This window comes from Rhodomicrobium udaipurense JA643 (assembly GCF_000636015.1).
Taxonomy (GTDB): domain Bacteria; phylum Pseudomonadota; class Alphaproteobacteria; order Rhizobiales; family Rhodomicrobiaceae; genus Rhodomicrobium; species Rhodomicrobium udaipurense.
The window spans coordinates 25552-38324 of record NZ_JFZJ01000003.1; the positions used below are offsets into that span (position 1 = coordinate 25552).

Genomic DNA, 12773 nt, shown 5'->3' on the forward strand with positions numbered 1-12773 from the left:
TAAGAACGCGCGTTCGAGATCTTCGGCGCGGGCGAGCCGACCGGCGTGTGGATGCCGTGGATCAATACAATTTGGGGACACAGAACCGACGACCTTTCATCACGGATCGGTTATCTTGGCCGCGACCATTGGCGCGGTGAGCGGCTCCATAGCGTTGTGCTGAGGCATGACGCTGTAAGTTTCAGTTGCCGATCACTTTCCGCGTCAAATCGAGTTCTATTTGCCAGGCTGATCAAGCCGCCAATCATTATCATTTGAAGCGAACGCGGACCGAAAGTACCCCGCGCAGGAGGGAGAACTCCGAGTGGAGCACATCGAAGCCGATATTCTGATCCTTGGTGCGGGCGGAGCGGGTCTGCGCGCCGCGATCGCGGCCGCCGAAGCCGCACCCGGCTTGTCGATCGCGCTGGTGTCGAAGGTCTACCCGATGCGAAGCCACACGGTCGCGGCAGAAGGCGGCTCGGCTGGCGTGTTGAAGGACACCGACAGCCTTCAGGCGCATTTCGACGACACCGTTTCGGGTGGCGATTGGCTCTGCGAACAGGATGTGGTGGAGTTTTTCGTCGAGCACTGCACGCCGGAAATGATCCAGCTCGAACACTGGGGCTGCCCGTGGAGCCGCAAGCCGGATGGCGACATCGCCGTGCGTCGGTTCGGCGGCATGAAAATCGCGCGCACGTGGTTCGCTGCGGATCGCACCGGTTTCCATATTCTGCATACGCTGTTCCAGACAGCCATGAAGTACCCGTCGATAAAGCGGCTGGATGAGTTCTTCTGTACCGACCTCCTTGTGGACGATGGCCGCGCGCAAGGCGCGGTGCTGCTCAGCCTCTCGACCGGCGAATTCACTGCCGTCACCGCTCGGGCCGTCATCATCGCGACGGGCGGCGCGGGCCGCGTCTACCCGCAGAATACCAACGGCGGCATAGTCACCGGCGACGGCATGGCGCTGGCCTTCCGTCACGGCGTGCCCCTGCGCGACTTGGAATTCATGCAGTATCACCCGACCTGTATGCCGGGCAGCGGCGTGCTCTTCACTGAGGGCGCGCGCGGTGAAGGCGGATTTCTGCGCAACAAGGACGGCTACCGCTATTTGCAGGATTACGGCCTCGGCCCCGCGCTGCCCGAGCCGCGCAACAAGTTCATGGAGCTTGGCCCGCGCGACCGGCTCAGCCAGGCGTTCTGGCATGAGGAGCGCAAAGGGCGCACCGTCGAGACGCCGCACGGCGCCGCAGTGCTGCTCGATCTCACGCATCTCGGCCGCGACAAGATCATCGAACGCCTGCCGCAAATCTACGATCTCGCGAAGGATTACATGGGCGTCGATGCGGCCGAACAGCCGATCCCGGTGCGCCCGGCCGTGCACTACACGATGGGCGGCATTCTGGTGGACGGCCGCACTGCCGCGCCGCTGCCCGGCCTCTATGCTGCGGGCGAATGCTCCAGCGTCGGCATTCACGGCGCGAACCGGCTCGGCTCGAACTCGCTCGCGGAGCTTTCGGTCTTCGGGCGCGTGGCGGGCGAGCAGGCGGCGGCGTTCGCGCAGGGCTCGTCGAATGGCGACACCGGCCGTCTTCTCGATCAGGCGCGTGCGGCGGAAAGCCGGGCGCTGGCGCTTCTGAACCGGCAGGGCAAGGGCGAACGGCACACGGCGTTGCGCGATGAGATGACCGCCGCGATGGAACGCGGTTGCGGCATCTACCGGCTCGGCGACGAGACGCAGCAAACCTGCGATACGCTCGCCGACCTCAAGAAGCGTTATGCGGATGTCACGCTCGACGACCACAACCGCGTGTGGAACACCGACTGGACCACAGCCATCGAACTGGGCTTTCAGCTCGACGTGGCGGAGGCCATTGCGTACTCGGCGCTGGACCGCAAGGAGTCTCGCGGCGCGCATCAGCGGCTCGACGGCTACGAAAACCGCGACGACGAGCGTTACCTCGCGCACAGCCTCGCGCATTATCGCGACGGCGCGGCGCCTGAAATCACCTATGCGCCCGTGACCATCACCAAATCCACGCCCGGCCAGCGCGCTTATGGCGAAGCAGGCGTCAAACTCGAAGAAGCGAAGCACAAGCATGACTGAGCGCGCGGATAAGACCATCGAATTGCGCGTGTTGCGCTACAATCCGGAGGCGGACGAGAAGCCGCACCATCAGAGCTTCACCGTGCCGTATACGAGCGACATGTCGGTGTTGCAGGGACTTCAGTGGATCAAGGACACCGTTGATGGCAGCCTGACCTATCGCTGGTCGTGCCGCATGGCGATCTGCGGAAGCTGCGGCATGATGATAAATGCCGAGCCGAAACTGGCCTGCCATACGCTGCTACGCGATCTCGCGCCGGGGCCCGTCACGGTCGAGCCGCTGAACCATTTCCCCATCGAACGCGATCTCGTGGTGACGGTGGACGACTTCGTGAAGAAGATCGAGAGCGTCACGCCCTGGCTCATCCCCAAGCATCCGAAGCCGGTTTCGGAGGGGCCATATAATCAGACGCCCGCGCAGTTGGCCGCCTATGAAAACTTTAGCGCCTGCATCAACTGCATGCTGTGCTACGCCGCCTGCCCGCAATATGGCGAGAACCCGAAGTTCATTGGCCCGGCGGCGATGGCGATCCTCCAGCGCTACGATGGCGACTCGCGCGACGGCGGCAGCGCGCTGCGCATCGACGCGGTGCATGGCGAGGACGGCGTGTGGGGTTGCACGGCGGTCGGCGCATGCAGCGATGTTTGCCCGAAGGCCGTAGACCCGATGCACGCTGTCAACCAGAACAAGATGAACACAGCGCTCGACTATTTCCTGCGCTTCCTGAAGAAGAGGGACGCGAAATGAGCGAACGTCGCCCTTATGTGCGCCCCATGCCCCGCGACTGGTGGGCGCACCGGCCCTTCCGGCATTACACCATCCGCGAGCTTTCGGGCGTGACCATCGCGATATACGCCGCCGTTCTGTTGTCCGGTCTCGTTGCGCTGTTGCGCGGCCCGGAAGCTTGGGACGCCTGGCGCGGCTGGCTCGCTTCGCCCGCCTCACTGGTGCTGCATGGCGCACTGCTGATCGCCATGCTCTGGCACGTCCGCACGTGGTTCCAGATCCTGCCGAAGACGATGCCGAAGCTCATTCTTGGAGGCACGCCGGTTCCGCAACGGACCATCACGCTGGTGGGCACATCGGTCGCCGTGATCTGTTCGTCGGCGCTCGTCGCATTCGTTCTGTGGAGGCCGTTCTGATGCCGCACGCTCCCGAAAAGCGCAGCAACGCGCCGGTTTTCTGGCTTCTGTTCGGCGCGGGCGGCACGCTGTCGGCGCTGTTCGGCGTCGGGCTGATCCTCGTGACCGGTTTCCTTGCGCCGCAAGGCATCGGCATTTCCGCCGACGCGCTGAGTTACGAAAACGCGCTTGCGTTCACGCAAAACGGGCTCGGCAAGGCCGTAATCTGGGCGGTGATCTCGCTGTTCTTCTGGCACGCGGCCGAGCGATTTTACCTCACGCTGAAGGACATGCATGTGTTCAGCGATACGGGGCGGCGGCTTCTGACCTATGGCGTTGCCGCTGTGGTGACGGTTGCGACGGCGGGGCTTCTTCTGGCCATCGGGTTTAATCAAACTATGTAACCCGCTTTTTCTAGTCGCCGTATAAGTAGAGAAATGAATGAAAGGTGATCAAGGCAAGTATCAAGGTCATCCTTTATATCTATTTCATGGCCCTTTGGATTTCGGATCGCTTGCATAAGACCGGTAAATATGAACCGGTAGCCGGCTTGTTCATCCTTGTCCGATAACGTATTATTTCTTGTGAGGGTTATCTTGGGGCGATCTCCACCAAAGGCGGTCAACATTAACTTGTAACCGGATTGATCGTCGCCAGAAATTTTTTGTACTATTTTATCAAGAAATTTTGCCGCCTCAAATGTTGCTTCGGAGTAATGACCGTCGTCGAACAGCGAGAGAACTTTACGAGGTAGTTTCGGATGAATATTCCTAATTGAGAACGGATGTGCAAGCTTCTCGTTTGCTGGCATTGCTTCGCTAAAAAGATGGGCGCGGCGAGTTATCTTTTCAAAATAGCTCAGCCTACCCATTTAATAGATTTTCCCTGATGCTTTTGAATATGGTATCGTATGTTTCCTTGTTTCCATCGCTAGGAAGATTTATTTCTATTCTCACCGTTAAGCCGACCTCAGTAGCGTGAGTTTGTCGCTCAGCCTTATCGGCTTCTGAAACACTAATGTTAGGTCGAACTCGCCGTTTTATATTATTTTTATTCCCAGTGTTTCCATTATTCCTAATGCTCTTTTGGTAAGATGTCGGGTCGACAGAGTCTCGTTTTCCGGCAATGGATGCGAGTGTTTCAAATGTTTTTGCCTGTCTTTGCCCTGTAATATCACTCGATTGGTCTGCCTTTCTAAAGAAAGTTATGAGGGATGAATTACTAAGGCCCCAGGTTGCTTCGCCATTTAGATCGAATAGATCCTTGTAGGCATTTTTAATGGTCTTTGAAAAATTTTCCTTAAACTCGGGATCGCTGTGTAGTGAAAAAAGGGTTAAGGCTTCCGGGGTCGCCTTTCCTTTCTCGTCAACTAAATTTAGAAATTTGAATATATTTATTAGGAAACTCTCATAGCCTGCTGCCAGCCCCATTTTTTGAAGAGTGGCGCTGTCTATATCGGAAGGGACTTTTGCCTTAAAGCGCTCAACTGCATTGCGAAGCGCTATCGCTGTAGCGATGTATGGATATTGGGCCATCTGATCTCGAATCAAATTGCTAGAATTTTGCATAGCCTGCCTATATGTGCGAGCACCGGCAAGTGGATAATGGATAGGGCAAGCTTGCATGCGGCGACTGGTCCGCTGGCGGACTGCTCAAGATTCGATCAGAGCTGCTATGCGCCCGATCGCACCCAAACGGGCGCATCGCGCTCCGCCGCTACTCGACTCGCGAACGATCGGGAAGACGGCGGGGCGGCTCTACGTCGCTGCCGGGCAGGGCTGAGGGTTCGTTGTTCTCGGGAAGCGCCTTCTGCTCGGCGCCGGATGCGACTTCGGAAGGCAGGCGCCGAAGCGAAAGCGGAAGGCCGCGTCGTTCCTCTGCTCGCGCTGATACGCTGCCAACAGTCTGGATCAGCAGTTCCGCCCATTTACCGGGACGGAAGCGGTAAATGCGGAAGGCGTCGGCCTGCGCATACATGCTGCCCTGCCGGTCGAGCTTCCGGCGCACCGCCTCCTCATCGAGCCCATCCACCTCATCGCGGCGGAAACGGCTGCGCCGCTCGACACCCAGCAGGCGCACCAGCCTTTCGCCTTCGAGGATCGCAAAGACGGCCGCGAGATAGCGCGAGCGTTCGAGCGCGCGCGATGATTCGTAACTTGGGGCGTTGGTTCGCGCGCGTGCCCACAGGTCGTAGTTTTCCTCGCGGAAATCGAGCGGCACGGCCGCGTAATATTGGCCACCATGATCGAAGACGACATCCTGAAGCGGCGCGATCAGATCGGCGGGCACCGGCGGCGTCTGCGCGTCGAACTGATCCTGAAACACGCGATAAAACGTGTTGAGGACGCCGCGCATCGGCCCCCGCGCCTGCGCCCGCGCCAGATCCTGACCGAGGTTGAAGAATGGGCCGAACGGTCGATTGATCGAAACGAGCAGGATGCACACGTCCACGAAGATCGCGATCAGAAGCGGGATGTAATCGCGGTCGCTGAGGCCAGCCTCGTCCTGAGTGACGGTTGCCGATGGGTTGGCGGCCTGTTCGGCTCGGATGCGCTCCGGCGAGGGCGGTGCCTTGCCATGGAAGATGAGCCCCGTGGCGGTGTTCGACAGCCTGCGAAACGCTTCGGTCACGGCTTCGGAGCCCTCCACCGAGCGAAGCTCCGGCTTTTGCAGTTGCGGAAGCTCGTCGATAGAGCGCACGACGCCGTTAAGCGCGGTCTGAAGCTGGCCGTCCGGGCAAGGGAAGATGCCGCCGCGCTCATCCGGGAATGATGTTTGCCTGCCGCGCGCCTGAAGCTCATCGCGAAGCTGCCGGAACTGCGGATCGGTCTTGAGCGCGTTGAAGCGTTCGGTCACGAGGCCGAGCTTGCGGTCGAGGCCCTCGATAAAAGCGGTGCGCGTGCCGGTTTGGGGATCGATGGTCGCCGGATCTTTCTTCAGGATGCGCTGAAGATCGGTGTTGAGATCGGCGATGTCAGTTTTCACGGCGCCGGTGCGCGACGCGATCAGATCGTTCGCGAACTGGAAGCGCTGCGCATCGCTCTCGCGCAAGCGGCGGCGTGGACCGTCGCCCGCGCGGCTTGCCGGGCATGTGCCGCCCGCCGTCCGCTCGATCTGCGCCTTCTGCGAGGACACGGTCGCGAGCGTGGACAGCGCCGTTTGCAGCAGTTCGAGGCGGCTCTGGCCGTTCTGAAGCGACCGCTGCACCTGATAGACCGAAGAACCAGCCGCCTGCGCCGTCTGCGCGCCCGCTTCGAGGAAGCGCCAATAAAAACCGAAGGCGAAGGCCACCGATATCAGGAACAAGACGACATAGCCGAGGATGTAGAGCGGGTAGAGCGAAAAGCGGAGCTGGCCGGAAAAGAGCGCGTCGAGGATATAGATGATCATGCCCTGTAGCATGAGGACCGCGAATGCGATGGCGATCTTCGCGCCGAGCCCGATGTCGCCCGACCCTGCCTCGATCAGATAGAGCATGCCGGAATAGGTGGAAATCCAGGCAAGGATCGAAAGCCCCGCGAGGAGCAGGATCATCAGGGATGAATAGGAGCCGTCACGCTGAGCCGGAAGCGCCATCGATTTCCCCGCCAGAACCTGAGCAACGCGCCGATCTTATATGAGGAGTACGTCAAACAATTTAAATCGAACGCGGACTTTGTGTGAGTGAACGTTTGGTGAAGGCGGACGCTTGCGGCTGCTGGCGCCCCCGAGGAGAGCTTCGCGGCGTTTTCTGCGGGGCGATTCAAGGAAGGCGCTTTCGTGTCGCCGCCGCGCACCCTAGATTAAGAAAAAATCCATCCACAGAAACAGCCCGGCGGTTCCCATGCCCGATACTCCGACAAAAGAAACTGTTCTCGCAGCCCTCAAGAGCGTCCGAACGCCCGGCGGCCTGGACCTCGTCTCGGCGGGCATCCTGTCCGAGATCGCCATCGTGAAGGGCAAGGTGTATTTTGCGCTGAGCGTCCCGCCGAGAGACGCGCGGGCTTATGAAGCGGTCAGGCGCGAGGCGGAAGAGACGGTGCGGGCGCTGCCGGGAGTTGCTGGCGCGACCGTGGTTCTGACGGCCGATGCGAAGGAGGGTGAGGCCGCGAAGCAAGCTGACGCTGCCATCGGGCGCGGGATCGGCGGCGTTCGCCACATCATTGCGGTGGCTTCGGGCAAGGGCGGTGTCGGCAAATCGACGACGGCGGTCAACATCTCGTTGGGCCTTCTCGCGAACGGCCTGAAGGTTGGCCTCCTGGACGCGGATGTGTACGGCCCGTCGGTGCCGCGCCTTCTCGCGATTTCGGAAAAGCCGGAACTGATCGGCGACAATATCCTCGCTCCCATCGAAAAATTCGGACTGAAGACGATGTCCATCGGCTTCCTCGTCGAGGAGGAAACGCCGATGATCTGGCGCGGCCCTATGGTCATTTCGGCGCTGACCCAGATGCTGAACGATGTGGCGTGGGGCGAGCTCGACGTGCTGGTGGTCGACATGCCGCCCGGCACCGGCGACGCGCAGCTCACCATGGCGCAGAAGGCTTCGCTTGCGGGCGCGGTTGTCGTGTCCACGCCACAGGATCTGGCGCTGATCGATGCGCGCAAGGGCCTTGAGATGTTCAAGCGGGTCAACGTGCCCGTGCTCGGCATCGTCGAGAACATGAGCTTTTTCGTCTGCCCGAAATGCGGCGAGCAGTCCGACATCTTCGGCCATGGCGGGGCGGAGAACGAGGCGCGGAAGCTCGGCGTGCCGTTCCTGGGCGCGCTTCCGCTGCATATGGCCGTGCGTGAAACATCCGATGCCGGGCGGCCCATCGTCGTCTCGGACCCCGGATCGACGCATGCAAAGCTCTACCGGGAGATCGCGGCTTCGATCTGGAACGGCCTCTCCGGCGCCGCCACCGTCAAGGGGCCGAAGATCGTGATCGAATAACAGGCACCGCTGCGTGCCGGGCGGGCGATTTTTTCGCGCCAAGCGTGACATACATGCTGCGTATGTCGACATTCTTGCGCCGCCGTCTTTCCAACGGGCTGGAGACGTTCTATATTACTCATTGCTGGTTCGCCAGCTATGGCGATAAATGGATATCGTAATAAGCCTATCGGACCCGGGGGCGGTACCCGGCGCCTCCACCACAAGCCGTCGTACGGCGAAGCCTAAGCCGCAATGGCGACGGCTTTTGATGGGGGCGAAATAGGATCGACGAGGGTGTAAAAGGTGGTCTTTCGCTCGGCATGGTACCGCCGTTTTGGGCCAAAATGATAGTTGCGAATGACAACTATGCTGGTGCTCGTCCCGTCGCGATTGCGGCGTAACTGCACCGAACTAAAGTCCTGATGGCGTAGCTGCTATCAGGCGCGGCTGGCGGGCGCCGGGCAACAGAAGCCCGCCACTTCCTTCACGGCCCATGGCCTATCTTGTAGAAGCAGACATGCCCGAAGACACCATCCCGTACGACGATCTCGTGCTCGAAGCCCTGCGCGGGGTCGTCCGGTCCGTTCTTCTGCGTGTTCTGAAGCGCGGCATTCCGGGCGATCACCACTTCTACATCACCTTCGACACGCGCTCTCCGGGCGTCGGTCTTTCGAAGCGTCTCAAGGATCAGTATCCGAGCGAGATGACCATCGTCCTCCAGCACCAATTCTGGGATCTGGCGGTGACGGAGGATCGCTTCGAGGTGCGGCTTTCCTTCAACAATATTCCCGAGCGGCTTGTCATTCCGTTCAGCGCGGTGCGCATCTTTCAGGATCCGAGCGTCCACTTCGCGCTCGGCCTGCGTGCGTCCGAGGGTGAACTGGCCAAGGCCGACGAAGGTCTCTCGCTTGTTCCTTCTCCTCTCGCCGAGCAGGAAGTTCAGGCCATTCCCCATCACGACAACTCTCAACCTGAGATTGCCATCGAGGCGACTGAGGATGAGGATGATGCGGCCGAAAAGCATCGGAAGACCGCCGAAGTTGTCAGTCTGGACAAGTTCCGGAAAAAGTGATCGGCGGCAGTTGAAATATTCGATTGACTGGCTGCTCATATTAATTGGCCAGTCATCCCTACGTGTCATCTTCGCAACATCGCTCGCGCAAAGCGGCAAGAAGGCGGCGGTTTAGGGGCTGACGTACAGCCTCCCGTTGGTTATGTTCTCACAAACGAAAGTTGTGGCCTTCGAAAAAGCCGTTTGCGATGAGGAACCGCGGCTGAACTTCTCCGTTGAGAGAGCAAGCTGAGGCTTCTTCGTTGAAGGTTGAGATTGGTGAGACGCCGGAGGGATTTGAATGTCACGCCTCATTATGAAAATCGCGGTTGCGGGCCTTGCCCTGACAATCGCTACCACGAATGCGAGTGCTGCGTTTCTCGACAGTTTCTTCAATGACCTTTTCGGTCCGATGAGCCCGCAGGGACGCCAGGTCGTCAGGATCAATGGCAGCCATAATGTGGGCGACATCATCGTCAGCTTCGGCGACCGCCGTCTCTACTACGTCGAGTCCAAGACTGTGGCCTATAGCTATCCGATTGCGATCCCGAAGGCGGAAGCCAAGTGGTCCGGCGTCAGCTACGTCAGCCAGAAGCGCGAGAACCCGGCCTGGACGCCAACTGCTGACATGCGCAGGGAAAATCCCAAGCTTCCGGCTTACGTGCCCGGCGGCGATCCGCGCAATCCGCTCGGCACGCGCGCCCTGTATCTCGGCGACTCTCTGTACCGCATTCACGGCACGGACGCGCCTTGGCTGATCGGCCAGCAGGTTTCCCACGGCTGCATCCGTATGTATAATGAGGACGCAGCCGATCTCTATCGCCGTGCGAAAGTCGGCGCGAAGGTTGTGGTGACCTGGGACCGCATGAGGACGATGTAGTTCAATCTGATCATGACGAGATGAAAGGCCGGTCCGCCGGCCTTTTTCATTTTCGTCACTCTGCGAGAATTGCATGGCCCGTATTCACCGTCGACTTAGGCAAATTTTCGCCTTTGTTCAGTGAATGAACATTACTCTGTGTGGGTTTGTCCGGCGAGGGGCGGGAGAGTTTAGACTTTCAATACGGCGGATCCGGCATAATCACGGCAACGCTTATCAGCGGGTGCGCCTGTTAGGTAACACATCTTGGCGCGGTAGATGCAGGCCAAGGTGCTTGTGGTGCTGGAAAATCACAGTATTCAGGGGCGTCCTGACTGAAAGGGGCGTTTGATCTTGATTGCTGGAAAGGCACTCCCCAAAAGTGTCATTCGAACGACTGTTTATTGGGCCAGCTTCGGAACGGTGGGTGCGAGCGGCTTGTTGGCGAGAGGCAATTATAGTGGTTTGCGTGGAAAATGGGCCACGTCATCGATACGAGGTGACCGGGATGCAGAAACTCGCTCGCGCTAATGGCAGCATACAAGTCGTTCTGGTTCAGCCGCGTGGTTTCTGTGCCGGGGTTGTCCGCGCAATATCGATCGTCGAGCGCGCGCTCGAAAAATACGACGCCCCCGTTTTCGTCCGGCATGAGATCGTGCATAACAAGCACGTCGTCGACGACCTGAAGGCCAAGGGCGCTCGCTTCGTGGATGAGATCGACGAGATCCCCGAAGGTGCCGTCACCATTTTCAGTGCGCACGGCGTAGCCAAGGACGTCGAGATTTCGGCCGAGGAGCGCGGCCTTCCCGTCATCGATGCGACTTGCCCGCTCGTTACCAAGGTTCACTTGCAAGGCAAGCGATACCTCAGTCAGGGGCGCACGCTCATTCTCGTCGGCCATGCCGGACATCCGGAGGTCGAGGGCACAATGGGCCAGATCCCCGGCACGGTTCATCTGGTGCAGACGGAAGACGATGTCGCGGCGCTGCCTGTCTCGCGCGATACGCCGGTCGCCTACATCACCCAGACGACGCTCAGCATTGACGACACGCGCGGGATCATCCTTGCGATCAAGGACCGCTTCAAGGACGTCATAGGCCCCGGCACGAACGACATCTGCTACGCTACGCAGAACCGCCAGATGGCCGTGCGCGAGTTGTCCAAGATCGCGGACGTCATTCTCGTGGTGGGCGCGAAGAACAGTTCGAATTCGAACCGTCTGCGCGAGATCGGCGAAGAGGCGGGTGTGCCAAGCTATCTGCTGGCGGATGGCAGCGAATTGAAACCCGATTGGGTGCGCGGTGCGCAAATCGTCGGCCTGACCGCCGGAGCTTCCGCACCCGAGGGGATGGTTCAGGATGTGATCGAAGCCCTGCGAAAGCTTGGCCCGGTCGACGTGACAAATTTACCAGGCGTTGAAGAAAATGTGGAGTTTCGTCTCCCCGTCCAGCTACACGCCCTTTGAGATCGAGTTTATCGAGGCTAAGTCCCTCTCTCGATTATAACGAAATGCCGAGACGCGCATTCGCGCGACGATTAGTGGGAGCAGCGTGCAATGGTGTTGCCGTTTTTCAAGGAAAGACGGATTGGGGCTTATCTTCTGAAGCAGACGCTCAAGGGACGGAAACATTATCCCCTCGTGCTGATGTTGGAGCCTCTTTTTCGCTGCAACCTTGCCTGCGCGGGCTGCGGCAAGATCGATTATCCCGATCAGATCCTGAACCGTCGGCTGTCGGTGCAGGAATGCCTCGACGCGGCGGAAGAATGCGGCGCGCCCATGGTGGCGATCCCCGGCGGTGAGCCGCTCATCCATCGCGAGATCGACCAGATCGTGAAGGGCCTCATCGCGCAGAAGCGTTTCGTTTCGCTCTGCACCAACGCTATGCTGCTTGAGAAGAAGCTGCATCTGTTCGAGCCGTCGCCTTATTTCTTCTTTTCGGTGCACCTCGACGGCCTGCGCGAGCATCATGATGCATCCGTGTGCCAGAAAGGCGTGTTCGACCGCGCGTTCAATGCGATCCGGCTCGCCAAGGCGAAAGGCTTCGAGGTCAACGTCAACTCGACGGTGTTCGACGGTTACGACCCGAAGGAACTCGCGCGGTTTCTCGACTTCTGCAAGGAGCTCGGCGTCGGCGTCTCGATCTCGCCCGGCTACGCCTATGAGCGCGCGCCCGATCAGGAGCACTTCCTGAACCGTCGCAAGACCAAAGAACTGTTCCGCAAGGTCTTCGAGCTCGGCAAGGGCAAGCGCTGGACGTTCACGCACTCGCCGCTGTTCCTCGACTTCCTCGCGGGCAACCAGGAATTTCATTGCTCGCCCTGGGGCATGCCGACGCGCAGCATCTTCGGCTGGCAGAAGCCGTGCTATCTGATCGGCGAGGGTTACGCGCGCACCTACAAGGAACTGATGGAGACCACCAACTGGGACTCCTACGGCACCGGCCGCTACGAGAAGTGCGCGAACTGCATGGCGCATTGCGGCTACGAGCCAACGGCAGCGCATGCCAGCATCACCAACCCGCTCAGCATGCTCAAGCTCATGTGGACGGGTATCCGCACGGATGGCCCATTCGCCCCGGAAATCTCCATGGCGGATCAGCGTCCCGCGACCTATGTGCATTCGCTTCACGTCGAGCAGGAAATGAAGCGAATCGCGGATGAGGAAGAGAAGCCGCAGCGTCTTTCAGCGGCGGAATAACGTCGGATGCCTCGCGGCTTTGCCCGCGAGGCGAAGTTGTTGGCGTCGCCCGGCGAC

Annotated in this window: 12 protein-coding genes and 1 other RNA gene; 10 read left to right on the forward strand and 3 right to left on the reverse strand. The window is 59.9% G+C overall.

Annotated features, from left to right (window positions below; genetic code table 11):
- Window positions 1-304: 304 nt before the first annotated feature.
- The 4 genes from frdA to frdD are packed head-to-tail and all read left to right on the forward strand — an operon-like array spanning window position 305 to window position 3615.
- Window positions 305-2089 (forward strand): fumarate reductase (quinol) flavoprotein subunit, encoded by a 1785-nt coding sequence (frdA, locus tag T281_RS01065; RefSeq protein WP_037232784.1) that lies wholly within the window; start codon window positions 305-307, stop codon window positions 2087-2089.
- Window positions 2082-2837, forward strand: a complete 756-nt coding sequence (locus T281_RS01070) for a succinate dehydrogenase/fumarate reductase iron-sulfur subunit (RefSeq protein WP_037232842.1) — start codon at window positions 2082-2084, stop codon at window positions 2835-2837. Before frdA ends, T281_RS01070 begins: the two co-directional genes overlap by 8 nt.
- On the forward strand, window positions 2834-3232 hold the full coding sequence (locus tag T281_RS01075; RefSeq protein WP_037232788.1) for a fumarate reductase subunit C: 399 nt from the start codon (window positions 2834-2836) through the stop codon (window positions 3230-3232). The genes T281_RS01070 and T281_RS01075 overlap by 4 nt, the downstream gene beginning before the upstream one ends.
- On the forward strand, window positions 3232-3615 hold the full coding sequence (gene frdD / locus T281_RS01080; RefSeq protein WP_037232845.1) for a fumarate reductase subunit FrdD: 384 nt from the start codon (window positions 3232-3234) through the stop codon (window positions 3613-3615). The genes T281_RS01075 and frdD overlap by 1 nt, the downstream gene beginning before the upstream one ends.
- Here frdD and T281_RS18060 read toward each other — a convergent pair.
- The 3 genes from T281_RS18060 to T281_RS01085 form a co-directional block, all read right to left on the reverse strand.
- Window positions 3603-4082, reverse strand: a complete 480-nt coding sequence (locus tag T281_RS18060; RefSeq protein ID WP_081796511.1) for a TIGR02391 family protein — start codon at window positions 4080-4082, stop codon at window positions 3603-3605. The genes frdD and T281_RS18060 overlap by 13 nt on opposite strands.
- Window positions 4075-4746 carry a DUF5343 domain-containing protein gene (locus T281_RS18580; protein ID WP_155954968.1) on the reverse strand — a complete coding sequence of 224 codons (672 nt, stop codon included), beginning with the start codon at window positions 4744-4746 and terminating at the stop codon, window positions 4075-4077. The genes T281_RS18060 and T281_RS18580 overlap by 8 nt, the downstream gene beginning before the upstream one ends.
- A 181-nt stretch (window positions 4747-4927) precedes the next feature.
- Complete coding sequence (locus T281_RS01085; RefSeq protein ID WP_052036886.1) at window positions 4928-6787, reverse strand: MFS transporter; 1860 nt, start codon at window positions 6785-6787, stop codon at window positions 4928-4930.
- A 247-nt stretch (window positions 6788-7034) separates the two neighbouring features.
- Here T281_RS01085 and apbC point away from each other — a divergent pair, with 247 nt between their 5' ends.
- The 6 genes from apbC (at window position 7035) to hpnH (ending at window position 12716) form a co-directional block, all read left to right on the forward strand.
- A complete protein-coding gene (gene apbC / locus T281_RS01090) occupies window positions 7035-8126 on the forward strand; it encodes an iron-sulfur cluster carrier protein ApbC (RefSeq protein WP_037232791.1) in 1092 nt (363 codons plus the stop codon).
- A gap of 83 nt (window positions 8127-8209) precedes the next feature.
- Window positions 8210-8588, forward strand: a transfer-messenger RNA (tmRNA) gene (gene ssrA / locus T281_RS18065).
- 37 nt (window positions 8589-8625) lie between these two features.
- The gene (locus tag T281_RS01095; protein WP_037232852.1) at window positions 8626-9180 is read left to right on the forward strand and encodes an SspB family protein; all 555 of its coding nucleotides are present in this window, start codon (window positions 8626-8628) and stop codon (window positions 9178-9180) included.
- A gap of 280 nt (window positions 9181-9460) precedes the next feature.
- Window positions 9461-10039, forward strand: coding sequence for a L,D-transpeptidase (locus T281_RS01100; protein WP_037232794.1), 579 nt, complete (start codon window positions 9461-9463; stop codon window positions 10037-10039).
- 487 nt (window positions 10040-10526) lie between these two features.
- The gene (gene ispH, locus T281_RS01105; protein WP_081796512.1) at window positions 10527-11483 is read left to right on the forward strand and encodes a 4-hydroxy-3-methylbut-2-enyl diphosphate reductase; all 957 of its coding nucleotides are present in this window, start codon (window positions 10527-10529) and stop codon (window positions 11481-11483) included.
- A gap of 90 nt (window positions 11484-11573) precedes the next feature.
- Window positions 11574-12716 (forward strand): adenosyl-hopene transferase HpnH, encoded by a 1143-nt coding sequence (gene hpnH / locus T281_RS01110; protein WP_037232796.1) that lies wholly within the window; start codon window positions 11574-11576, stop codon window positions 12714-12716.
- The last annotated feature ends 57 nt before the right edge of the window (window positions 12717-12773 follow it).